At 43.5% G+C, this 22,951-nt stretch carries 19 protein-coding genes; 11 read left to right on the forward strand and 8 right to left on the reverse strand.

Annotated features, from left to right (window positions below; all coding sequences use genetic code 11):
• Window positions 1–64: 64 nt before the first annotated feature.
• Both BLR84_RS03350 and BLR84_RS03355 read left to right on the forward strand, forming a co-directional pair.
• Window positions 65–1,096 (forward strand): zinc-dependent alcohol dehydrogenase family protein, encoded by a 1,032-nt coding sequence (locus BLR84_RS03350; protein WP_218128200.1) that lies wholly within the window; start codon window positions 65–67, stop codon window positions 1,094–1,096.
• 193 nt (window positions 1,097–1,289) lie between these two features.
• The gene (locus BLR84_RS03355; protein WP_090464288.1) at window positions 1,290–2,231 is read left to right on the forward strand and encodes an NAD-dependent epimerase/dehydratase family protein; all 942 of its coding nucleotides are present in this window, start codon (window positions 1,290–1,292) and stop codon (window positions 2,229–2,231) included.
• A gap of 317 nt (window positions 2,232–2,548) precedes the next feature.
• Here the strand turns inward: BLR84_RS03355 and BLR84_RS03360 are convergent, their stop codons facing one another.
• On the reverse strand, window positions 2,549–3,622 hold the full coding sequence (locus BLR84_RS03360; protein ID WP_090464291.1) for a phosphotransferase enzyme family protein: 1,074 nt from the start codon (window positions 3,620–3,622) through the stop codon (window positions 2,549–2,551).
• A 157-nt stretch (window positions 3,623–3,779) separates the two neighbouring features.
• On the reverse strand, window positions 3,780–4,817 hold the full coding sequence (locus BLR84_RS03365) for a LacI family DNA-binding transcriptional regulator (protein ID WP_090464295.1): 1,038 nt from the start codon (window positions 4,815–4,817) through the stop codon (window positions 3,780–3,782).
• Between the two features lie 32 nt (window positions 4,818–4,849).
• On the opposite strand from BLR84_RS03365, the gene BLR84_RS29915 reads away from it, so the two are divergent.
• Both BLR84_RS29915 and BLR84_RS03370 read left to right on the forward strand, forming a co-directional pair.
• Window positions 4,850–4,999 carry a hypothetical protein gene (locus BLR84_RS29915; RefSeq protein WP_176851937.1) on the forward strand — a complete coding sequence of 50 codons (150 nt, stop codon included), beginning with the start codon at window positions 4,850–4,852 and terminating at the stop codon, window positions 4,997–4,999.
• Window positions 5,000–5,033: 34 nt separating this feature from the next.
• On the forward strand, window positions 5,034–5,444 hold the full coding sequence (locus BLR84_RS03370) for a DUF4267 domain-containing protein (protein WP_090464298.1): 411 nt from the start codon (window positions 5,034–5,036) through the stop codon (window positions 5,442–5,444).
• A 69-nt stretch (window positions 5,445–5,513) separates the two neighbouring features.
• Here BLR84_RS03370 and BLR84_RS03375 read toward each other — a convergent pair whose 3' ends face one another.
• The 3 genes from BLR84_RS03375 to BLR84_RS03385 form a co-directional block, all read right to left on the reverse strand.
• Window positions 5,514–5,786: a DUF1905 domain-containing protein gene (locus tag BLR84_RS03375; RefSeq protein ID WP_090464302.1), complete on the reverse strand. Its 273-nt coding sequence runs from the start codon at window positions 5,784–5,786 to the stop codon at window positions 5,514–5,516.
• A gap of 106 nt (window positions 5,787–5,892) precedes the next feature.
• Window positions 5,893–6,603 (reverse strand): SDR family oxidoreductase, encoded by a 711-nt coding sequence (locus BLR84_RS03380; protein ID WP_090464305.1) that lies wholly within the window; start codon window positions 6,601–6,603, stop codon window positions 5,893–5,895.
• 76 nt (window positions 6,604–6,679) lie between these two features.
• A complete protein-coding gene (locus BLR84_RS03385) occupies window positions 6,680–7,606 on the reverse strand; it encodes a helix-turn-helix domain-containing protein (protein WP_255366845.1) in 927 nt (308 codons plus the stop codon).
• Between the two features lie 468 nt (window positions 7,607–8,074).
• Here BLR84_RS03385 and BLR84_RS03390 point away from each other — a divergent pair, with 468 nt between their 5' ends.
• Window positions 8,075–8,623, forward strand: a complete 549-nt coding sequence (locus BLR84_RS03390; protein WP_218128201.1) for an inclusion body family protein — start codon at window positions 8,075–8,077, stop codon at window positions 8,621–8,623.
• An 88-nt stretch (window positions 8,624–8,711) separates the two neighbouring features.
• Here the strand turns inward: BLR84_RS03390 and BLR84_RS03395 are convergent, their stop codons facing one another.
• The gene (locus tag BLR84_RS03395; protein WP_090464308.1) at window positions 8,712–9,779 is read right to left on the reverse strand and encodes a cobalamin-independent methionine synthase II family protein; all 1,068 of its coding nucleotides are present in this window, start codon (window positions 9,777–9,779) and stop codon (window positions 8,712–8,714) included.
• A gap of 529 nt (window positions 9,780–10,308) precedes the next feature.
• Here BLR84_RS03395 and BLR84_RS03400 point away from each other — a divergent pair.
• Complete coding sequence (locus BLR84_RS03400; RefSeq protein ID WP_090464311.1) at window positions 10,309–11,007, forward strand: NAD-dependent epimerase/dehydratase family protein; 699 nt, start codon at window positions 10,309–10,311, stop codon at window positions 11,005–11,007.
• Between the two features lie 49 nt (window positions 11,008–11,056).
• On the opposite strand, the gene BLR84_RS03405 is transcribed toward BLR84_RS03400, so the two are convergent.
• Both BLR84_RS03405 and BLR84_RS03410 read right to left on the reverse strand, forming a co-directional pair.
• Window positions 11,057–13,732 carry a TonB-dependent receptor gene (locus BLR84_RS03405; RefSeq protein WP_090464314.1) on the reverse strand — a complete coding sequence of 892 codons (2,676 nt, stop codon included), beginning with the start codon at window positions 13,730–13,732 and terminating at the stop codon, window positions 11,057–11,059.
• Window positions 13,729–14,661: a GLPGLI family protein gene (locus BLR84_RS03410; protein ID WP_090464317.1), complete on the reverse strand. Its 933-nt coding sequence runs from the start codon at window positions 14,659–14,661 to the stop codon at window positions 13,729–13,731. The genes BLR84_RS03405 and BLR84_RS03410 overlap by 4 nt, the downstream gene beginning before the upstream one ends.
• Before the next feature lie 234 nt (window positions 14,662–14,895).
• On the opposite strand from BLR84_RS03410, the gene BLR84_RS03415 reads away from it, so the two are divergent.
• The 5 genes from BLR84_RS03415 (at window position 14,896) to BLR84_RS03435 (ending at window position 22,877) form a co-directional block, all read left to right on the forward strand.
• Window positions 14,896–16,044 carry a sensor histidine kinase gene (locus tag BLR84_RS03415; RefSeq protein ID WP_090464320.1) on the forward strand — a complete coding sequence of 383 codons (1,149 nt, stop codon included), beginning with the start codon at window positions 14,896–14,898 and terminating at the stop codon, window positions 16,042–16,044.
• A complete protein-coding gene (locus BLR84_RS03420) occupies window positions 16,041–16,736 on the forward strand; it encodes a LytR/AlgR family response regulator transcription factor (protein WP_090464324.1) in 696 nt (231 codons plus the stop codon). Before BLR84_RS03415 ends, BLR84_RS03420 begins: the two co-directional genes overlap by 4 nt.
• A gap of 154 nt (window positions 16,737–16,890) precedes the next feature.
• Window positions 16,891–17,844 (forward strand): family 43 glycosylhydrolase, encoded by a 954-nt coding sequence (locus BLR84_RS03425; protein ID WP_090464327.1) that lies wholly within the window; start codon window positions 16,891–16,893, stop codon window positions 17,842–17,844.
• A gap of 420 nt (window positions 17,845–18,264) precedes the next feature.
• Window positions 18,265–21,291: a SusC/RagA family TonB-linked outer membrane protein gene (locus BLR84_RS03430; protein ID WP_090464330.1), complete on the forward strand. Its 3,027-nt coding sequence runs from the start codon at window positions 18,265–18,267 to the stop codon at window positions 21,289–21,291.
• Window positions 21,292–21,329: 38 nt separating this feature from the next.
• Entirely contained in the window at window positions 21,330–22,877 is a 1,548-nt protein-coding gene (locus tag BLR84_RS03435) for a RagB/SusD family nutrient uptake outer membrane protein (RefSeq protein ID WP_090464333.1), read from the forward strand.
• The last annotated feature ends 74 nt before the right edge of the window (window positions 22,878–22,951 follow it).

The raw sequence follows: 22,951 nt of genomic DNA on the forward strand, positions 1-22,951 counted from the left end.
ATGCAATCTGCACCTGTTCTTGTTATTGCATTTACCTCATCTTTGTCCTAAATAAAAAATGATTATGTCAGATATAAATAAAACAATGAAAGCCTGGCAGCTACATGCTTTCGGATTAGATAACTTAACATTAGATACCATTGCTAAATCGGAGCCAAAGGCACATGAAATCTTAATTAAGGTAGGCGCGGTTTCCTTAAACTTTAGAGATAAGGCTATCGTTGATGGTATATACGAACCTGAAATGATACCAAAGCCATTGATTCCGGTATCGGATGCGGCAGGCACTGTGGTTGCCGTTGGCGCTGATGTTACCAAATTCAAAGTTGGTGACCGTGTCATATCGCACTTATATTCTCATTGGATTGAAGGCGCTCCCGCACCTGATGAGCCTGCTCATTGCCTTGGCGCTCCTTATCCAGGCGGCCTTGCCGAGTACATGATCCTTGAAGCCGAATCTGCGGTACTGGCTCCCTCAACAATAACCGATGAAGAAGCATCTACTTTGCCTATTGCTGCTTTAACCGCATGGTTTTCTCTGGTCACCTATGGAAATTTAAAAGCGGGCGAAACAGTCGTTATTCAGGGAACAGGTGGTGTATCCATATTTGGTTTACAGATCGCTCATGCGCTGGGTGCAAGGGTTATCGTAACAACCAGCAGCGATGCGAAGGGTCAAAAGGCAAGAGAACTGGGTGCTGATGAGATCATTAATTACGTTACAACACCTGATTGGGCAAAAAAAGTTCAGCACTTAACTAATGGCAAAGGCGCTGATCAATTACTGGAAGTAGTAGGTGGTGAGGGTTTGAATGACTCTGTTGAAGCGACCAAAGTTACCGGACAAATCGCAGTAATCGGTTTCTTAGCAGGACAGACAACCAATCTCGACCTGATGAGGGTAATCTTCAAACAAACAAAAATACAAGGTATCGCTGTTGGTCACCTTACAGCATTTGAGGAGATGAATAAAGCTTTCGATGCGTATAATATCAAGCCAGTTATTGAAAAGGTATATCCATTTGAACAGGCAGTTGAAGCCTATCAACATCTTGCAAAAGGCGCTTTTGGTAAAATTGTGATTAAAATGAGCTAATCATAAACCCACTCTGATGAGTGGGTTTTAAATTCCAAATCCCCTGGATGGCCTCGAATCATTTGATCGCACGTTTGAGTTTAAGGGCGATCGAAATAAAACCTATAATTATCAAACGTTTGTGTAGAAATTGAAGAGCCGCTGGGCCTCTTTTTCGGTTAATCATCCCTAATTTTCGGTTTTTAAACCGGATATGGATAGTATTTTAGTAATAGGCTCAAACGGCCAGATAGGTACCGAACTGATTGATGCCTTAAAGGTAACCTGGCCGGCGTATCAGGTCATTAGCTGCGATATAAGGCCACGTGAGCAGTTAAAGGGCGACTTGTTTGTACAAGCCGATGTTAATGACATGGAGCGGCTTAAAACCATTTTTGAGCGGTATCGTATCAAACAGGTATACCTGCTGGCCGCATTGTTATCCGCCACGGGCGAAACCAAACCCCGTTATGCCTGGGATCTCAACATCAATGGTTTACTCAACGTGCTTGACCTGTCAGTAGCTTACCGGGTCGAAAAAGTTTTCTGGCCCAGTTCTATCGCGGTGTTCGGTCCGGGTTCGCCCAAGGATGATACCCCGCAGTTTGGTGAAAAGGATCCGCAAACGGTTTATGGCTTCAGTAAGCTGGCCGGCGAAAACTGGTGCAACTATTACCGCGAAAAATATGGCCTGGATGTACGGAGCATCCGATACCCGGGCCTCATCAGCTGGAAGGCCGCGCCCGGCGGTGGCACTACCGATTACGCCGTGCAGATATTTCATGATGCCATATCCTCCGAAAGCTATCAATGTTTCCTTTCGGCGGATACGCGCCTGCCCATGATGTACATGGATGATGCCATCCGTGGTACGATAGAATTGATGCAGACCCCACTGGAAAAACTAAAAGTATTCCGCTCGTATAACCTGGCTGGTTTTAGCTGTACCCCCGGCGGACTGGCAGCTGAGATCAGCGGGCACATTCCCGGATTTACCATCAGCTACCTCGAAAACGACCCGCGCCAGCAAATAGCTGACAGCTGGCCGCGGTCAATTGACGACAGCGAGGCCCAAAAAGACTGGGGCTGGCAAGCCCAATTTGACCTGGAAGCCGTGACCGGCGATATGATCAAACATTTGTCGCTGGTGATATAATAGAAGACCCATACCTTACCATAATCCCGCAAAATTTTCGTATATTTACGGAAAGCCAAACAGCCCGCTTCTCTTTTATCAGAGGAGCGGGCTGTTTGGTTAAGGTCCAAAAGGGAACAAAAATAGGCTGTTTCTTATATAGTTATTTGATAATCAATAAATTAATACTTTTTAAAGTTTTCAAAACATATCAAAATCGTGTTAAAATTTGTTAAAAAGTGTTAAAATCGATGGTTTTGAATCAATTTTCAAGCGTTTTTAACCCGTTTTTGGCCAGAAAAGTGTTAAAATTTAAGGTTTAAAAAGTTTTCCAGGCATCATTTGGGCTGACTTTGAGTCGAGGACACCATCTGCATAAATTTATCTTCGGAAGCTATGTATTTTTCCAACAGGGTAAACTGGTTACGGGCCCTCAGCAGGTTATGCCCGGGATAGCTGGAGCCATAGTAAATATCATTGTTCAGGTAATCGGTCAGGAATCGGATGGCCTGCATATAGATCATAAACTTGCCCGAATACACAAACAGCTCGCGCTCAGCCTCGGTAAGGCTGGTGTTCATTTCCGAAAGGTAGCCCTCAACAATAGCCGCGAAAAAATCTTCGCGCACATTGATCAGGGAAAGGTTCTGCTCTTCCTCGTTGGCGGGGGAGAGGTAGGTACGCATCATATCACCCACATCGCTGATGTAATAGCCCGGCATCACGGTGTCCAGGTCGATGACACACAGGCCTTTATGGTCGGCATCAAACAAAATATTGCTGATCTTGGTATCGTGGTGAACAACCCGCAGAGGTATCAGCTGGTCGTGCATAATGGATTGGTGCACATCGGCAATATCCCGGTGCCGGAAAGCCTGATCGATGGTATCGCTGGCTTCGGCCAATCGTTCGGCGCCTGCGTTTTTTACAACCCGTTTAAAGGTTTCAAACCGGCCGGACAGGTCATGGAAGCCGTCAAGAGTATAATGCAGTCCACTAACATTAAAACCGGCCAGCAAATTGGTGAATTTGGCAAACTGGCGGGCGGCCTCAAAAGCTTCGTCGCGGGTTTGTACCGTATTGAGGGTGATGGAGTTTTTGATAAACGGAAACAGGCGGTAATATTCGTTATCGGTATACTTTACCAGGTAATCACCGCTGATAGTAGGCAACGATGCTACGAACAAATAATCGGGATAACGCTTTGATAAGTAGTCATCTATCTTGTTGGTATTTTGGGCTATATTTTCTGGTGTTCTGAAAACGTTTTTATTGATCTGCTGCAATATAAACTCACTATCGTTTTTAGAACTGGTTATTTTCCAGGTTCGGTTGATCAACCCCTCGCCAAATTTTTCAATATGATAATCGTGTGCAATAAGGCCAAAGGATTTTAGAATAACATCAAACATTTACTAAGTTTTTTAAGGTTTTTTGAATGCTTAAACCAAACCTAATTAATAAACCGCTAAACTTTTCACGCAAACGTTTGCCTGTTTTTTTAATTGACAATCCTTTAAGATAAGTTCAAAACCGGCGCCTGATTGGAATAGTTTAATATTCACAATTTCAATAGCTGTTCCTGGTTTTATTTTCGATCAGTTGCGACTCTACTATCACATTGTAATAGGCCTGCACTTCATCCAGCGACTGTTCTTTACGCGACAGGAGATCTAATAAAATATCGGCAGCTTTTTGTCCCTGGAGGTAGGGGAACTGCTCAACCGATGCCACCGGGGCATAATCCATATAGTTGATGATGGGTAAATTGGCATAACTCACAAATTGGAGGTCTTTATCCAGGTTGATGCCCAGGTTGCGGGCATGTTTTATGGCGTATAAAGACACGTAATCATTAAAAGTAACAATAGCCGAAGGCCGGCGTTTATGGGCCAGCAGGCCATCCAAAGCGGCACGGGTACCTTCTTCGGTTAAATTGCAGCCTACTATTAATGAAGGGTCAAACTTTAACCTGTTCTTGGTCATGGCTTTAATGTAACCCTCCTTGCGTTCGCCGCTGGCTGCCAGGGTAGCAGGTCCGTTGATGAGACCGATGCTGCGGTGCCCTTTTTGTAACAGGTAGTTTACGGCCTCAATACTGCCGGTTTCCATATTGCAGGCCACATAATGTATATTTTTAAGCGGGGGGATACGGTCAAAAAATACAACGGGAATATTAAAACGCTTCAACATGTCGAAATGAGCAAATGAAGATGTGGTTTTGGCCACAGATATCAGCAGACCATCCACACGCGAGTTTTTCATTTTTTCAACCAGCTGTATCTCCTTTTCTTCGTTATCATGCGATTGGGCAATCAAAACGGTATAGTTTCTTTTGTAGGCCGTATCCTCAATAGCGCTGATAGCAGCCGAAAAGAACGCTTCGGACAATTCCGGAATAATAACACCTATGGTATAAGTTTTCCCTTTTTGAAAAGATATGGCATTCTGGTTGGGTTCGTAACCCAGTTTTTCGGCCAGTGCCTGTACCTTCAATTGGGTGGTAATGCCAATAGTAGGGTGCTTGTGCAACGCCCTTGAAACTGTTGATACAGAAACATTAAGAATTTTGGCTATTTCTTTTATGGTGGCTGGTTTTCCGGTCATTATCAGTTTTAGTAATCATTAAAATTAGTAAAATGCTTTTAAACTGGCAATTTAAGCAGGGTTTTATTGAAAAAGTAGAACGTTCGAAGAGCGTAAAAGGCCATTTATCTTCACGCAAACGTTTGTTCCTGGACCCGGTCGAAACTCATTTATTAACCCAGGTGCATGAACAGAAATTTTAGGCGGCCGAAATTTGTGGTATTAATTTAAATAAAAATGAAGACACAAATTGATTTTACGCCCTGGGGCCTGCGCTCAGTGTCCTGGTGGATCACTTTACTGCTGGCTGCGGGTATTATTTTTATCGGCATCCGTTTTATGATAGCACCGCAGGTAGGTGCCACAGGCTTTGGCATCTCTTTTTCAAATACCAGCGATGCTGTTTACGGAAAAATTAAAGGTATCCGTGATACTTTTTCAGGCCTGGTATTGTTACCCTTTTTATGGATGCGTATGCGCCGGATAACCGCATGGGTATTTACCATTGCGATTATTGTACCCGCAACCGATGCGCTCATCATTCTAACAACCAACGGAATACATGATACCGCCCATCTGTTGATACATGGTGGTACCGCTTTTGTAATGATCATTACCAGTGTTTTACTTTTTTGGCGAAAAGACTGATAGGTAACAATTTAACAAAGAAAACCCGGCATGAATTGCCGGGTTTTCAAAGAGAATTATCGGAGCCTGTTAAATGCGCTCCTGAAGGTTAATAGCTACGGTATCGCCTACTTCTTTGCCAATAAGTTTACGCAGGTCGGCTTTGATGGGTAATTTGTGCGTGCCATCGCCCAGGGCCATAAAGGAGCTTTGGAAAGGATGCCCGTCGACCGTGGCTTTAACTTTTACCAGACCGCGGGTTCCAAAAAAGCTAACCGAATCGGGCCAGATCAAATAGGTCCAGCCGCCTTTGTTGGGGCTTTTTAACAGCGTTGCTGTGAATTGTTTATTTAAAGTGCTCATATTGTAATATTTAAATTAACAATACAAATTTAAATAAGTGACTGATGCAAGGGTGGGGGTAAACACGACTTTTAAAGGTGCTTTCGCGACATAGCGTAGTTTATATTTAAGCCATACCGCCGTCGCAGCCTACTACTTTGCCGGTCATGTATTCGTTACCTGCTAAAAACAGGATTACGTTGGCTACCTCATCAGGTTTACCTACACGCCCTACAGGAATATTGGTTGCATATTGTTTAAAGGTTTCCTGTTTGTTTTGTTCGGGTAAAAAATCCCACCAGGAGGTGTCGACCACTCCGGGTGATACAGCGTTGATGCGAATGCCGGCGAACTCTTTGGCTAAAACCGGAACCATGATCTCCAGGGAACCATTGATAGCTCCAAGTCCCGATGTGCCGGGCATTTGGGCTGTTGCCGATATAGCGGTAACCAATGTAATACTGCCGCCCGCGTTGATATAAGGCAAAGCCGCCTGGATAGTATTCAGATTGGTGAAAAACTTTTCTTCAAATCCCTCACGGAGTACCTGTAATGATAGTTCGGCAAAATTGCCTATGCCTTTGCTGCCGCTTAAGGATATCACCAGGTGATCAATCGGGCCCTGGTTTTTAAAGAAAGTGTCTAATGCTTCACGGTTGGTGCTGTCTATCGCGGCAGTCTGTAAGCCAGCTTGTTTGGCCTCGTTTAATTTATCGGCATTACGCCCGGTTACGGTTACCTGGGCTTGTTGGTTAGCGAATTGTGTTGCAGCGGCCAGGCCAATACCTGATGAACCGCCGGCTACGATGATCTTTTTGTTTTGAAATGTAGTTGTCATAGATCTGCTTTTTGTATACACAAAGTTGCAGACATATCAGGTCGGCGCTATATACCGTTTTATGCTTTATCTTGATCTAATCATGCTTTGTGCGATACAGCATTGGGGTTTCCTGGGTTCCCGCTTTAAAAAAGCGATTGAAGGAGGCGGGATCGCTGAAGTCAAGCTTGTAGGCTATCTCGGCTACGGTTTGATCGGTATATTTTAACAACGATTTGGCCTCGATAAGCAGCATATCCTTAATGGTATCTGATGCAGTTTTCGCGGTTACAGTTTTTACAACCCGGTTCAAATGGTTTGGGCTTACGGCCAGCAATTCGGCATAATCGGTTACCTGGCGTTTGGTGAGATAGTGCATACCCACCAGTTTCCGGAAGCGCGAAACCATGGCAGAGCTATCCTGTTGTTCGGCACCGATATGCAGTTGTTGCCGCTCATAGCTTCTTTTGGCCTCCAGCAAAATGAGGTACAGATACATTTGTATGGCTTTTTGCCGGCCTGTATCCTGGTTTCTTAGCTCGTCATTGATCCTGAAAAGAAGCTGGATGATATTATCCATCTCAGATTCGCTTAAACGGAAGAGGGGTGTACCGGAAACATCATAAAAGGGAAACTCTTCGCCTATTTTAACCGAGGGGATGATGCTGTTTAAAAAGTCGCTGCTAAACAGCATATAATAACCAAAAGCATCCGGACTGATATTGTTTTTGGCGAAGATCTGGTTGGGATAAGTTAGTGAAATAGTGCGGGGCTGGTGTTTGTAATGATCAAGCCCGATCTGCATATCCAGGGTGCCCTGTACAGTTACGCTAACGCGGTAAAAATCGGATTTCAGGGGACCTACAGCACCGATCAGTCCCTCGCTTGAATACATTTCAAAACCCGGTATTCGGGCTAATTTTTCCAGGTTGCTGTAACCAAAAGTAGAAGGGGTGTCTTCGCGGTGTATATGCTTAAACTGATCCAGATCATACCTGGGTATATCATCTTTCCTGCTTTTCATACTTAACATTTTACCTGCCATGAAAATATGCAATTTTAATGGAAAATTTCCCTTATTCAATGGCATTGTATTTACAAAGGTGGGTTTAAGCATAATCCCAGAACAGAGCAATAGTCCATAAATAGACAAGAGGAATAAATAATGTTAAAAAGGGGCTGTCACCCTGAGCTCCGTCGAAGAGTAGAGCGCAGAGGCCTGTCCACCATGCTTCAACGGAGCATGACAGCCTTTCGGACAAATGGGTTTATTCAATATTAAGTATCGGCGCAAGTGCTTTATAAATCAAAGGCATTTAAAGGTTTTTGAACGTATAAATACTTATTTTTTTTATTGGGTATTTATACGCTTAGACGGTTGGGTATAAAATGGCAGGTTTGTACAGTAATAGGGAATAAGAAAAACAGACCGTGAAGTCGTGCTCTTTCCCCTGTTAGGCTTAAAAACACCTGCATTTTTAACCGTACCATTGTGGCGATTTATAATGAGCTTCTTTCTTCCTCACAGGAAATAATCAATATCCAGATAGTTATTGATACCGACGCAATTACAGCTGATTATCCTAATCCGAGTAAAGATCCAGCCGATCCAAGCGGTTTACCACATAACTACATGTACTTGGTGGCCACCAGGAGTGATGTTATTACCGGGTCGGGGACGGCAAACCTGAATATAAAGGCCAATGTTGGGGATGTAATTCGCTGGCATGCTGTTTCTGAAAATAGCAATTTCGACTCTGCAGTAGTCATTTACAACTTAAGCCAATTTGGAGGTACAACAGTATTTAATAATTTAACTTTTAGTGTTTATACCCGGCAAGGTATTTTACCCATTGATCGTGCTACGTTACCGGTAGATTTTTCTGCGCAGAGTTTTTGGTTTAACCAGGCCAATGTGATCAATACCGGAACCGAATACTATACTGTTCAATTCGCGTTATATGTTCGCAAGGAGGGTTTTGCTGATCCCGTGTTGTTTGGCTATTACTACTGGAATCCAACAGTCACTGTACAACAATAATCATATTATCTCTAATAAGAATAAAGCCCGGGCTTGCCGGGCTCTTATTGTTTCAATAAAATTTTTAATGAAGACTTTACCGGCAATTTTAATTGGAAAGTATTTTCTCGGCTAATCTGGTTCCGTCTACCCGGGCGCGGATCTTGGAGAACGCAATATCCCTGGCTGTAGAAGTATCATCACCAAAAGGAGAAAAACCACAATCATCCGTAGTCCCCAATTGTTGAACAGGAATAATTTGCGCGGCTTCCAGGATCAGGTCACTGATCTGCTCTGCGGTTTCTACCCGTGGATCAAGCACATCGGTAACCCCTAAAAATACATGCTGATTAGGTTTCAGGTTTGCTTTTATCGATTCAAGAACCGTTTTCTTGTCCTTTTCGGCGGCATATTCCAGGTAAAAGTTACCTGCATGCAGTTTAAACAACAGCGGGAGCAGCTCTGTGTAAGGAATATCAGCGCTATGGGTAGAATCATGGTCGCCGCCAGGGCAAGTATGAATGCCTATCCTCTTTTGTTCTTCGGCTGTAAACTTGTCCAACACCTGGTTGTTTAAATCAATAAATGCAGCAAGTAACTGCTTGCTCGGGTCTAATTTGATGGCCAGCCGGGCTTCTGTAAAATCAATTTGTACATTGTATGCCCCGTTGTTCAAGCAGGTTCTGATATCATAAACGGCGTCATTAACCAGGTCTGTTAAAAATTGTTCGCGTGAATAGCCGTCGATACCCTCTGCCGGATAAAGCAAACTTATGGCTGAACAGGAAATAACTGCCTGTTTGATGGGAAGTGACGAAAATTGTTTGGCTTTTTGCAGGTATAAATTGGCAAAAGTAGTATAGTGAAAGGGGCCCGCTGTAAGTTTGGGTAACTGCCTTGTATGCCCATCGGCGAAAGGAATTACCACGCCATCCGGAGCAAAGCTTTGAAAACCCTGTAAGGGATAGGTGACAAAACTTGGTTTGGATTGCTCGCCATCAGAAATTACCGGCGAACCCGTAGCTTCCAGTTCTTTGATGGTTTCTTGTGTAGCCAGATCAAATAACCTGTTTAATTCTTCAGCTTTAATTTGTCCGGCTCCAAAGGCAATCATAGCTTGCTGTAAGTAGGCCGGACGGGGGATGCTCCCGATAGGTTCTGTTAATAGTTTTATCATTTGGTTTAAGATTGTTCATAAAGTTAATTTTTTTAGGTATTGCTACACAGGGAATTATATAATAAATTATCTATATATCACATAAAATCATTGCCGTTGACTTTAGTCAACGGAATAATAAAATGAAAATCAAAGGGCTTTAGCCAAAATACCGCTTGGATAATTGGGCTGAAGCCCACCTTAGTGCTTTCTTTTACCGTTGACTAAAGTCAACGGCAATGAATAATCTTCGTTTTTAGACAGATTCTTAGGTTAAACAGGATGATTACAATTGGCGCTTTAATAAAAACCTTACAACAAAGTAAAATATGCCTTTTTAACAAAGTAGCGAGCCTTTGTTTCTGCGTAACTTTGTGCTATCAAAAACTTCTGGCAGATGATCCTGAGGTATAATTTGGGTTTACATGTAAACCCATTATATAGTAGAAAAATATAATTATTTAATTGATTATCAATTAAATATATCAATGTTGACCATAAAAAGTGTAAACCATGTAAACCCACTTTTAAAACCTTAAATAAACTTTGTATGCAACAGTATCCAAGTAATTATACGAGTGTTTCAAAACTACGCGTCATCCTCACCGGGGCTTCTGGCTTTGTGGGTGAAGGCGTATTGCTGGCAGCATTGGCTCATCCGGCTGTTGAGGAAATACTAATGACTAACCGCCGGCACCAGAAAATACAGCATGCCAAACTGAAGGAGTTGATCGTCCCAGACCTCTTCCAGATCGAAAGCTTTCAGGAGCATCTTGGCGGATATAATACTTGTTTCTTTTGTGCCGGAATCAGTTCTGTTGGGATGAATGAAGAAAGCTACACCCGTATCACTTATGATATGACCATGCAGTTTGCCCAAACCTTGTTGAAGGTAAACCCCGCAATGGTATTCAATTTTGTTTCGGGAAGCCATACGGATAGTTCTGAAAAAGGAAAAGTGATGTGGGCAAGAGTTAAAGGAAAAACAGAAAACGCGCTGATGAAGCTGCCTTTCCAAAACGAATATAATTTTCGCCCGGGCGGCATGTTGCCGGTATCCGGGCAACAGCATGTAAAACCATTGTACAAATTCATAGTAAAGGTCATGAAGTTTTTGATCCCTAAAAAAATAGTCAGCCTGCAAGAGCTTAGCCTGGCAATGATCAACGCCACGGTCAAGGGTTATTCTAAGCAGATATTGGAGATAGCGGATATCAAAGAACTGGCTGGTGCAGGCAATACAAAATGATCAAAATATATCATCGTAAAAACTAATACGTACCGACCACGACGATTTATCAAATATTAAACAGCACTTTGAGCAGGATAATCCTTCCCGGAAGGGTGTACGAACTGGCCGTTAACGTATTGGCCGATAAGTAAAGCGCATTATATGTTTTTACGTTCAGGAAGTTGGCGGCGCTCAGCTCCAGGTCGGTTTTCCATTTTTCGATCCTGAATTTTGCCGAGGCGTCCGTAAAAAAGTATTTCAGATCTGGATTGCCCTGTTGGCGGGTAAAATAATGCTCGCCCGACAATTTGAACTGCAACCCGGATGTAGGGCTATAATTGATCGAAGCTTGCTGAAGTAGCTGGTTGATGTGATAAGCCGATGTCCCCACTGCCGAATGACTGTCTGTTTGGGTAAAGGTCGCCTTATAGCTAAAGTTTACCTGTTCGTTTACTTTGGTATCCCCGCCTGCATTAAAGGTCTTCGAGGTGGTATTGAAAGGCAGCAATGCATTATTTTGTATCTGTACCGACTTATTACTTTGCCATTGTACGCTGCCGCTAAAAGTGGTTTTTAACGCAAAGGAATATTTGCTAACCGTACCATTCACCGTCCATGAATCGATATTGTTTGGATAGGGTAGCACCACACGCCGCTGCAAACTGTTGGTGATCACTTGCGAAGCAATATTATTGGAAGCAATATGGTTATAAAGGGTGTTCAGGCTGACGAAAAACAGTGTAAGCGCCTTTCGATAGTTAAACCCAAAGGCTGCCAGTTGGTTCTGCCGTTCGGTCAGGCTGGCATTGTTGGCATAAAGTGTCCGGTAATCCTTTAGGATATAACCCTGGTACATGTCTTCTATCGTACCTGTCTCATTGCGGTAACTGTAGAGGAAGGTCAGGTAGTTCTCGATCCCGGTTTGATATTTTACCTTTAATTGCGGGTTGAAATACAACCTTGTCAAACTCTTGCTCAGCGCATACAGGCTATCCGAATAATTGATCTGCTGCAGGCTTAGCGGCAAGGTCAGGTTCACTTTAAGGATACTGCCCGGCAGATCGTAAGCCGCTTCAGCATAGAGTTTTTTCCTGGTCCAGTTCAAATGATTGATAGCACTGTCCGATGCCAGGTTAGTCTGGTTATTAGCCTGCACAACGTTCAGGTCAGAGGTCAAATGTTGTGATTGAACGCTGAACCCTGTTCTGAAACTTTGTGTGATGAGGTTCGATGGTATTTTGAACGAAATATAGTTATTGGTGAACCAGGTAGGCACATTCACATTTTGCCCCAATTGGGTGTAAGGAACGTTGTTATTAAATATTGCATTGTTGTAGTCCGGCCCAATTGTCCTGCTCTCCGGCTCGGTCGAATGACTGATATAAGAATAGGCCTGGATAATATTGTTCGATTTTAATGATTTGATCAGGTTAAACTCATTAGAAAAACTCAGCGCATTATCCTTGAATCCCTGATTTACCTTAGTGCCGTTAGTGTTCAGATACGAATAATTGATTGACCGGTTATTATCCATCAACAGGATATTGTTCAGGTAATATTTATCCTGATTAATGTTCAGGGTAAATTGAGTATGCAGGATATCCGGGCGGAAGCGGTTGTGCTGGGTTTCGTTATAGCGAACAGTGTCTCCGGGCAAAAAAATGGTGGTGTTTTGACTGTAATCCTGTCGTTGGGTATCGTGCAAATACCAAGCATTGATCTTGAGCTGCACATTCTTTTTAAAGTTCACCAGGTTATTGAGGTTGAGGATACCCCACTGATCGAACAAATACCGGTTACGCGATAAAGCCGGGTTATTCACAGAACCCAGCGACAACACAGTGGCCGGCACATCGTTATCGATCCGCTGCATATAATCAGCAAAATTGTGCGATACCAGGTCCTCCTGCAGATCTTTACCCGTGTTATTGCCTTTGAGGTAATTAATGGCCTTGTATTTATCTTTAAACATCATGGCGTTCAAATCCACGTCATACTTGCCTGGTAATCCCGCGCCGATGCTTTCCTGTCCTACCATTTGTAGTTTAGCGCCTTTCTTGAAGCTGAGGTTGAGTGCAACATCGTCGCTGACCACTTTATTTTGAAGCGCTTTAATAGGTTGATGATTTTCGATCACCTGTACCTGGTCAACCGCGCCTTGCGGAATAGTGGTGGTAGCAATATTATATTTATCATCCAGCAGGTTATCGCCGCCGATGTACAGGTTGGAGATCGGTTTATTATTATAGCTGATCTTACCGTCGGCCGCAACCGTTATACCTGGTAATTTTTTGATCACATCGCCAATAACCCTGTCCTGTACGCTGCTGAAATCAGACACCTTATAGCTCAGTGTATCGCCGCTCGTCCGCAGTATTGGCCGGCTGCTTTTGATCACTACCGCCTGCAACTGATTAATGGAAACAGATAGAATAAAATCAACGGGTGCCTGCGCATCTGTAATGTTTTTGCTCTGATTTTTATAGCCTATGCAGCGCACCTCGATCAGCATGCCGCTCACCGGCGTATTGGCCGGGAGCGGCAAAGTATAGATGCCTTTTACATCAGAAATGGTATAACTTATAATGCTGTTAGTAGCGCTATTCTTCAGGTTAATGCTGGCATAAGGCACGGCTTTACCGGTGCTGTCCTTCACTATCCCCTTGATACTTTGACCAAAGCCCGAGGTCGAAAATAGTAACGCTATAACCAGCAACCAGGTATATCTTACAAGCTGGCTCATTTCTTTTCGGGTAATTCGATCTGGTTATTGATCACCTGCGGCGGACCTATCTTTATATCGATTTTCGGCGCCGGCCTGCCATCTCCCTGGCTCGCCGAATGCGCATTTATCATCGACTGTGCAAAAGCATTAGGGTCTTTGCGCATAGCCTCCTGCAAATTGACAAACTCCTTTTCGGTAGTTCTGATGGCCTTGGTCGGGAGCTGGATGATATTAGGATCGCTATCCTCGTCGTCCATGCCGATCATGACGGCCATTCGCCCTTGGCTATCCGAGGCTTGATTGGCTGGTCGGTCACCTTTTTTTGTGAAAATGATCGCTTTTTCAATCCCGTCGAACTTAAAATCGACTTCTTTTTTGGTGTCATAAGCCTCCACAATTACACCCGGCAGTCCGTTGAGTTTCCAGGGGCCTATATGCAGCGGCAGATCAGGACTGAACCAGGCCGTATAATCCCTTCCCTTAAAATGAGTTGTCGCCTTTTGGCAATGCAAGCCACCAAAGGTTGCTGTATCGCTACTTATTTTCCAGTCGATGGCGGGCAAAGCATCTGTTATGAGATAATTATTGAACAACAGCGGTTCTTTCCTCACCATTTTTTTCCCGTTTGGAAACTGGTAATATTCCGTACCCGAACCAGATGATCTCCGCTGGATGTTTACATGTCCGTCGACCGAATTGGCCTCTTGTTCCTGCACCTGTTTTTTGAATAATGCATCTTGCAAGCGCTTGTCATAACTTTTGTAAGCGCCCGCGTTTTTGCCCACAATCAAAATCATGTTCTCGGTGTAAGGGTGCTCGCGATTGGTAGTATCTCTGACATGGGAAAACTTGTAATGCACCAATACCTGTGCGGTATCGGGCTTTTGGGCCCAGGCGATAACAGTGCCTGATAAAAGGACTGTACACAATAGAAATTGCTTTTTCATATTTCTGATATTTTTAAGCAATAGTACTTCGCCCTTTCAACCCGTCGAAAACTTTGGTACAAACACCGCTTTCATATCGGCGTAAAATGGATATATGTTATTTGGAGTTTTGCCAAAAACAAATTGCGGATAACCAGGAGCCCGGATTTCAAAAATTACCTGTTTACCAGCTAAATCGCTATATTGACATCAATAGTTTATGAATAAACCGAGCGGTGATATACCTTTGATAAAATGCGCCGCATTAAAGCCAAACATATCATCGAAATACTGATCCACCTGGCATTCTGGATAGGTGTTTACTATACGCTGGATTCGCTAACCAGCTCAACCATTAAGGTGCGGGTAAACCACAACGGAAAGATCATGGAAAGGAGCGCGGTGGATACCATTTTTCCCTATTCGCGCATCACGCTTGCTTTTCTGGCTGTGCTGTTTTACGGCAATATATTTTGGATATTTAAAAAGGTACTTAGTTATAAAAACTTACTTGCAGGCATCGCTATGGCTGTCGGCTGGTTTATCCTGATCTTCATGGCCAACTATATTCTCGTTGGGGCCAAATTAAACCATAACCAGCCCATAGGGCCTTTGCCTCCTGGTTTTGATCCAGGCAAGAGCAGTCCTGACCATCTTATGCAGAGCCCTGCCGCGTTTTTTGCAATAGGAAACTGGGTGCATATGCAGCTCACCATGTTGCTTATTTTTTTGACTACAGTTGGGCTTTCAATAGCTTATTTCTTTTTGAAAGAATGGGCACGGAATGAACTGGTGCGCAACCAATTGGAAGCCTATCAATTGAGCACCGAGATCAAATTCCTTAAATCGCAGATCAACCCACACTTCCTGTTCAATACACTCAATAACCTGTTTTCGATGGCCCAGGAAAAGGGGAATGATGACCTTGCCGACGGGATCTCAAAACTCTCGGGCATGATGCGCTATATGATCTATGACAGCAATGCAGCCAACGTACCGCTAAATAAAGAGATAGCCTACCTGGAAGATTGTATCACCCTGAATAAACTGCGTTATGCTGATGATGAGGTAAAAGTGATATTTGATTACCCTCCACAAACCGGAAGCGCCACCATCGCCCCGATGTTGTTTATCCCTTTTGTAGAAAATGCCTTTAAACATGGCGTTTCTATTGGTCAAACTTCCGGGATCGATATTGCCATCATCGTTTCAGATCAAAAATTGATCTTTACCTGTATAAACACAAAGTATAGTGCTATCAAAAAAATGGAGGACGAAAAAAGTGGCATCGGGCTCGAAAATGTAAAGCGACGGCTCGATCTGTTATACCCGGGTAAGCATAACCTGCAGATCAATGAAGATAATGGAAAATATATTGTTAAACTTGAAATTGACCTGGAATGATAACCTGTATTGCCATTGATGATGAACCGAAGGCGCTTGAAGTGATAGAACGCTATTGCCACAAAACCAACCTGGTTGATTTGAAAGCCACTTTTCGCGAACCGGTGAAGGCGATCGAGTTTCTGAACCGCGAAAAGGTGGATCTCATTTTTCTCGACATTAATATGCCCGATATCAGCGGGATGCAGCTGGTTCAAACTTTGTCGCCAAGACCAATGATTATTTTCACCACCGCCTACAGCCACTATGCTGTGGAAAGTTATGACCTGAACGCCCTCGATTACTTGCTGAAACCCATTACTTTCGAGCGCTTTCTTGCGGCAATAAATAAAGCTGCTGCGGGAACGCTATCTTCAAAAAACGGTATAAGCAATGAGGATGAATCCACTGTTTTTATCAAAAGCGGTCCACAAACCTACCAGGTTAAGGTGGGCGAGATATTGTACCTGGAAAAAGATGGTAACTACATCACCATTCACCTGAAAGACAGAAATATTCTGATCCGCGAAAATATGGGCGATATTTTTGACCTCGTACCGGCAGCGGATTTTTTACGGGTGCACAAATCGTACGTGGTGGCCATTAAGCATATTACCATGATCGAGGTTCATCAACTCATTATTAACAGTGAAAAAATCCCCATTGGCAGCACCTACCGCGACGCTTTGCGCAGTAGGCTGGGGCTAAAATAATGTCAGCTGCTTTATTTTCGTTGTTGTAAATGTGGCAGCATCAGCCTCAGATAAAACCTGTACCTTATTTATAATAATCTTTCAGATTAAGGGAATATTAACATTTTTTTAATTGTCAGCGTGTTATTTGCTCATGAATAACATGCTATACAATATGAAAATAAACACACAAACATTTGCAGGGCTACTCCTGCTTATCTATCTCTTTTTTCCATTGGCGGGTAAGGCACAAAACCCTATCATACGAAACATTTACACTGCCGACCCATCTGCTCATGTTTGGAGCGATGGAAGATTATATGTTTACCCATCTCATGATGTTGACCCTCCGCGGGGATGCGATCTGATGGATAAATACCATGTATTTTCTACAGACGATATGGTACACTGGAAAGATCATGGCGAGATACTTAAAGCAAGCGACGTGCCCTGGGGCCGGAAAGAGGGTGGTTTTATGTGGGCACCGGATTGTGCCTATAAAAACGGTAAATATTATTTTTACTTCCCGCATCCTACTGGAACCGATTGGAATAAAACCTGGAAGGTTGGTATTGCTACCAGTACACAGTCTGCTGGCGGCTTTATAGCCCAAGGATATCTTGATCTGGGCGATGACAGTAGGTCTATGATTGACCCTTGTGTGTTTGTTGATGACGATGGACAAGCCTATTTTTATTATGGCGGTGGCGGCAGATGTGTTGGTACAAAATTAAAAAGTGACATGACAGAAATAGCAGAGCCACTAAAAACAATGGAAGGATTAAAGGACTTTCATGAGGCAACCTGGATATTCAAGAGAAATAATATCTATTATCTGACTTATGCAGATAACCATACCGTAAATGGTAAAGGGGCTAACAGGCTAAACTATGCCACAAGCAAAAGTCCCCTGGGCCCCTGGACTTATGGTGGCGTTTATCTCGACCCAACAGGTTGCGATACCAGTCATGGCTCAGTAGTGGAGTATAAAGGCCAGTGGTATGCTTTTTATCATAACAGTGTCCTTTCCGGTCGCGGGAATTTGCGGTCAATTTGTGTCGATAAGTTATATTTCAATGAAGATGGATCAATACAAAAAGTAATTCAAACTGGTATGCTAAGCCAATAATGGCATTTTTTACATCTCATCCATTGGATTTCTACATTTCGTCCAGTGTACGAATTGAGTTAATATGCATTTCATAATAATGTCCCCTTTTACGTTTTGAGAAAGGGGACATTGTTTTTTTATTATGGAGCATACGATACCCACGTGCAGTTTTCACAACCCGAAAGTTTATATCAATCGTAAAAACCAAAATGATTTATAGGTATTTCTCCCGCCTTTAAGCTAAGGATATGGAACTTTTTTTATCAAATTCTGAATTTATTATTGATATAAATATTTGAATTTAAGTGTGTTGTATTCGGTGGCTTTCTGTTGTCGCTATATTAATCTGTTATTAAGATTTTATTAATGCCCGAGAGGTTATTTACTCCCAGTTAATTAAATAAACCAATTTTTTATAACCCAAATTTTCAATAGAGCATGAAAAGATTTTTATGTATGCTGTTGGTATGCTGCATTACATGGAGCAGTTATGCCACGGCCACACACTTAAAAGGTGATAAATATGCCCTGGCCGCCGCGCCTATCAGTGGTAAGGTTAAGGATAGCAAAGGTGTGCCGCTGCCCGGGGTATCTGTAAAGGTACAGGGAAGTAACACAATAGCCCTTACCAATGCCAATGGCGTGTTTCAAATAGACGCTCCTGCAGGGGCTACACTATTATTCACTTATGTTGGTTTTGAAGACCAAACAGTTATACTGAACGGCCAAACCACCCTGGATATCACCATGGCCGAAAAAACCATCAGTTTAAATGAAGTGGTAGCTGTAGGTTACGGCATTCAACAAAAAAGAGATGTAACAGGAGCTACCAGTACGGTTACTGCTAAGGAGATAGCTAAACGGCCACTGGTTAGGGTGGAGCAGGCTTTACAGGGTACCACGGCAGGTGTAACAGTATCTAGTAACAGCGGCCAGCCAGGTGCAGGGCTTAGTGTAAAAATACGCGGAGCTAACTCTATTACCGGTTCTACAGAACCTTTATACGTTATAGATGGCTATATCGGAGGTAATATCGAATCGATAAGTCCGAGTGATATCCAATCACTGGAAATATTGAAAGATGCATCTGCCACGGCTATCTATGGATCGCGCGGTGCCAATGGGGTGGTGTTGATCACTACTAAAAGCGGTAAAACAGGTAAGCCTGTTATCAATATTAACACCTGGTTCAGCAAGGCAAGCGTACCCAAAGAGCTTGATTTGATGAATGCCTATGATTTTGCCCGTACGTTAAACGCGCAATTTGCCACAACCGGGAATCCTCCGGCGTTTTCTGACGCTGATCTGGCTAATTTTAAAAATAACCCGGGTACCGACTGGCAAAAAGCCGTGCAGCAAAAGCCCTGGATCAGGAGCTACCAGGGTGATATATCCGGTGGGAGTGATAATGTGAATTACCTGGTATCATTCAATCATCTTGACCAGCCCGGATTGATCCTTAACCAGTACTACAAAAGAACCACGCTACGTGCCAACCTGGGTATTAAACTGAACGACAGGATGGATCTTAAAGTAAACCTGACCGCCTTACTGCCGCAAAGCCGTAATACAGGTTATTCCGGTGACATTACTGATCCGTTTGCACAAGCCACACAATGGGACCCAACTTCTCCCGTGCGTGACGCCAGTGGCAACTATGTCCTAAGGTCTCAGTATGCCTCGAACCAGATAAACCCGGTGGCCCAGGCCAATAACCAGCAGGTTGATGTAAGTACTACCGATATAACCGGTACCGGCATATTTACCTACCGCATTACCAACGATCTGACCCTTACATCAAATAACACCTATGAAAATCAGTCGCAACTAACGCAAACGCTGTATGGTTTACAAACCAGTTTGGGTTTGGTAGGTGGTGACTATGCCGCGGCAGCTACAGGCAGATACCGTGCTTATCAGACCAGTGATTTCCTGACCTACAAGAAAAAGTTGGGTGATCATTCGTTAACGGTTACCGCGTTGTATGAGTTTCAGAATCACCAGAACACCAATATTAATGCACAATCAAAAAACCTGTCAACCTATGCACTGGGTTATTATAACTTAGGATTGGGTACAACACAGCTCACTACATCGGGATATTACCAGGATGCTTTGCAATCGTTCATGGGCAGGGTTAACTATACCTACAAAGATAAGTACCTGTTGACAGCCAGTTTACGTTCTGATGGATCGTCGCATTTGGTTCAAAAATACAGTACCTTCCCTTCCGTGGCCTTAGGCTGGAATGCTGCCCGTGAAAGTTTTATTGATAAATGGAATGTTTTCTCCGACTTGAAATTACGTGCAAGCTGGGGTAAAACCGGGAATCAGGCGGTGGCTGCTTACGCTACCATACCTCAGTACTCAGCCGGCGGCCCGGCTTATTATTTTGATGGTACAACAGCATCTATCACCACCCCATTGGGTACGCCTGTATCCAATACTTTGAAGTGGGAAACCACCACCACTACTGATGCTGGTTTAGATATGTCGTTTTTTAAAGGCCGTTTAACATTTACGGTTGATGCTTACCAGAAAAAGATCAGCAATTTGTTATACGCCAAGCAGGTACCCGCTTATGATGGCGGCGGTACCTATCTGGCTAATATCGGCAGCCTGGATAACAAAGGTATTGAGTTTGCTTTGGGTGGAAACCCATTAGCCGGTAAGCTGCACTGGTCAACCAATTTTACCATATCCTTTAATAAAAACCGGATAACCAGTTTAGGCGGTGACGATAACATTGTGGTAAACAATATTGGTTCGGCACAAACCGGTGTGTCTATATTAAAAGTAGGTACGCCCTTAGGTGAGTTTTACGGTTATCAGTTTTTAGGTACCTGGAAAACAAATGAAGCCGCACAGGCAGCCACATTTGGTATGAAACCTGGTGACGCTAAATACACCGATGTTAACGGTGACCATAAATATACCAGTGCCGACCTCATGCCTATTGGTAATGGCACGCCTAAATACAGTTTCGGCTTTATTAATGATGTAAGCTATAGCAATTTCACCTTAAGCTTTATGTTTCAGGGAACCCATGGCAACCAGATCTATAGCGGTACCACTCCTTATACTTTAGGTGGCTTGGGTGATGCCCGAAATGCCACGTCGACAACGGCGCTGAATATCTGGACACCAACAAATCAAACCAACAACCCAACATTCAGCAGCACCAGTCAGAACTTTATCAATAGCAGCCGCTTTGTTTACAATGCAAGCTATATCAAGCTTAAAAACCTGTCATTGGGCTACACCATACCAACCCATGTTTTAAGCTGTGCAGGCTTTAAAAGCGTTGAAGTTTATGTGAGCGGGCAAAATATCTGGACGATCACCAAATATCCAGGGTATGATCCTGAGGTCTCTAATGCAACCAATGCTATTACACAAGGTTTGGAAACAGGTGTTATACCCAACCCTAAAACTTACACATTGGGTTTAAGAGCCACGCTATAATACATTAATCAATTGCTTTCTATATAAATTATAAAAAGATGAAAACAAGATATTCAATAACGGTTGCTTTATTTTTGGCAGCATCCATATTCAGCTGCAAAAAACAGCTTACCGAAAATCCCAAAGGTAACCTTACACCGGTTAATTACCTCAAAACACAGGCGGACCTGGATGCCGCTGTGGCATCTATTTATGCCAAATACGCTGTTGATGGCGCTTATGCATTTACCAACAAAAGTACCTCCTATTTTGGCGCCGACGATTTGACTACCGATCCCGGGCTTAATAAAGGCGATATGCGGGCCTTTGATCAGCTAAACGGAAGCAGCACCAACGCCAGTATGCAGGCTCAATGGAACGGTCCATGGACTGCTATTTACCAGGCTAATAATGTTATTACCAATTACGCGCAGGTAAACTCCACAGATGATTTAAAGCGTAAGGCAGTAGGGCAGGCCTACTTTTTACGCGCATGGGGTTATTATAATCTGGTGCGGACTTTCGGTGGTGTTCCGCTGGTTGATAAGTTAATATCGGTGAATGACCGGCCGCCACGTGCAAGCGTAAGCGATATCTATAATTTGATCATCAGCGATCTTAAAATTGCCAAAAGCTGGTTGCCGGTTAGCTATGGCGATGCCAAACAGATAGGCAGGGCCAATCAAATGGCGGCAAGAGCCATGTTGGGAGACGTATATTTAACCATGGCTGGCTGGCCGCTGAAACAAACGGCCAATTATGCCCTGGCCGCTGCCGAAGCTGATACTGTTATACGTAACGGAAACTATAACCTGGTGAGTAGTTATGCGTCAGTGTTTACAACTAACAATAATTCTGAATCTATATTTGGCATCCAGTTTAATGTCAGCGGAGGATCGCCCAACCGTACTTACGGATCATCAAGCGTGCCTTTGGATGAAGTAGCCGTCGATGGGTCAGGCGGTTGGGATGATTATTACCCGGAGATAAACTTCTTTTTGAATGCGCCAAAATGTGATCGTACCGATGCTACTTTTTATACTACGCTAAAATTAAGGCAGGGGTCGGGCAATAACATAACTTTCAAATTAGTACCTTGGAATTCATCCGAAACCCATGCAGGCCATCCGTATTACAAAAAATTCAGGGCAGGGCTGGGGGGGGATGGGGTAAGTGAAACGGCCACTGCCATACTGTCCATCAATCCAAGTACCAATAAAACTACCGATATAATCAGGTATCCTTTGGTGTTACTGGATTATGCCGAAGCTCAGGCCATGTCATCAGGCGGGCCATCCGCGGCGACCTATGCGGCGGTTAACCAGGTCAGGACAAGGGCCGGTCTGCCCAATCTTCAAACGGGATTATCTGCTGCCGACTTTCAGAAAGCTGTAGTTAATGAGCGCGCCTATGAATTTGCAGGTGAGTTTGGTATACGCTGGTTTGATATTGTGCGATTACAGTTGCTGCCGCAGGTTATTGCAGCGCGTGCCAGCAATGAAAACCCTATCAACTTTACAGGTGACATAAGCCAGCGCTATTTAGCTCCAATACCGCAAAACGATATGTATATCAATTCCACCTGGACACAAAACCCAGGCTATTAAAATGAGTAAATTCTAACATGATTATCAAAATGCCTGTCCATACCAAAACCTGGACGGGCGTTTTGAATACTTAA

Source organism: Mucilaginibacter sp. OK268, assembly GCF_900103125.1.
Classification (GTDB): Bacteria; Bacteroidota; Bacteroidia; order Sphingobacteriales; family Sphingobacteriaceae; genus Mucilaginibacter.

What these genes read in the sequence shown, in the direction of transcription:
- BLR84_RS03350 (WP_218128200.1), top strand. Translation starts at nt 65, where the DNA reads ATGTCAGATATAAATAAAACAATGAAAGCCTGGCAGCTACATGCTTTC.
- BLR84_RS03355 (WP_090464288.1), top strand. Translation starts at nt 1,290, where the DNA reads ATGGATAGTATTTTAGTAATAGGCTCAAACGGCCAGATAGGTACCGAA.
- BLR84_RS03360 (WP_090464291.1), bottom strand. Translation starts at nt 3,622, where the DNA reads ATGTTTGATGTTATTCTAAAATCCTTTGGCCTTATTGCACACGATTAT.
- BLR84_RS03365 (WP_090464295.1), bottom strand. Translation starts at nt 4,817, where the DNA reads ATGACCGGAAAACCAGCCACCATAAAAGAAATAGCCAAAATTCTTAAT.
- BLR84_RS29915 (WP_176851937.1), top strand. Translation starts at nt 4,850, where the DNA reads ATGCTTTTAAACTGGCAATTTAAGCAGGGTTTTATTGAAAAAGTAGAA.
- BLR84_RS03370 (WP_090464298.1), top strand. Translation starts at nt 5,034, where the DNA reads ATGAAGACACAAATTGATTTTACGCCCTGGGGCCTGCGCTCAGTGTCC.
- BLR84_RS03375 (WP_090464302.1), bottom strand. Translation starts at nt 5,786, where the DNA reads ATGAGCACTTTAAATAAACAATTCACAGCAACGCTGTTAAAAAGCCCC.
- BLR84_RS03380 (WP_090464305.1), bottom strand. Translation starts at nt 6,603, where the DNA reads ATGACAACTACATTTCAAAACAAAAAGATCATCGTAGCCGGCGGTTCA.
- BLR84_RS03385 (WP_255366845.1), bottom strand. Translation starts at nt 7,606, where the DNA reads ATGAAAAGCAGGAAAGATGATATACCCAGGTATGATCTGGATCAGTTT.
- BLR84_RS03395 (WP_090464308.1), bottom strand. Translation starts at nt 9,779, where the DNA reads ATGATAAAACTATTAACAGAACCTATCGGGAGCATCCCCCGTCCGGCC.
- BLR84_RS03400 (WP_090464311.1), top strand. Translation starts at nt 10,309, where the DNA reads ATGCAACAGTATCCAAGTAATTATACGAGTGTTTCAAAACTACGCGTC.
- BLR84_RS03405 (WP_090464314.1), bottom strand. Translation starts at nt 13,732, where the DNA reads ATGAGCCAGCTTGTAAGATATACCTGGTTGCTGGTTATAGCGTTACTA.
- BLR84_RS03410 (WP_090464317.1), bottom strand. Translation starts at nt 14,661, where the DNA reads ATGAAAAAGCAATTTCTATTGTGTACAGTCCTTTTATCAGGCACTGTT.
- BLR84_RS03415 (WP_090464320.1), top strand. Translation starts at nt 14,896, where the DNA reads ATGCGCCGCATTAAAGCCAAACATATCATCGAAATACTGATCCACCTG.
- BLR84_RS03420 (WP_090464324.1), top strand. Translation starts at nt 16,041, where the DNA reads ATGATAACCTGTATTGCCATTGATGATGAACCGAAGGCGCTTGAAGTG.
- BLR84_RS03425 (WP_090464327.1), top strand. Translation starts at nt 16,891, where the DNA reads ATGAAAATAAACACACAAACATTTGCAGGGCTACTCCTGCTTATCTAT.
- BLR84_RS03430 (WP_090464330.1), top strand. Translation starts at nt 18,265, where the DNA reads ATGAAAAGATTTTTATGTATGCTGTTGGTATGCTGCATTACATGGAGC.
- BLR84_RS03435 (WP_090464333.1), top strand. Translation starts at nt 21,330, where the DNA reads ATGAAAACAAGATATTCAATAACGGTTGCTTTATTTTTGGCAGCATCC.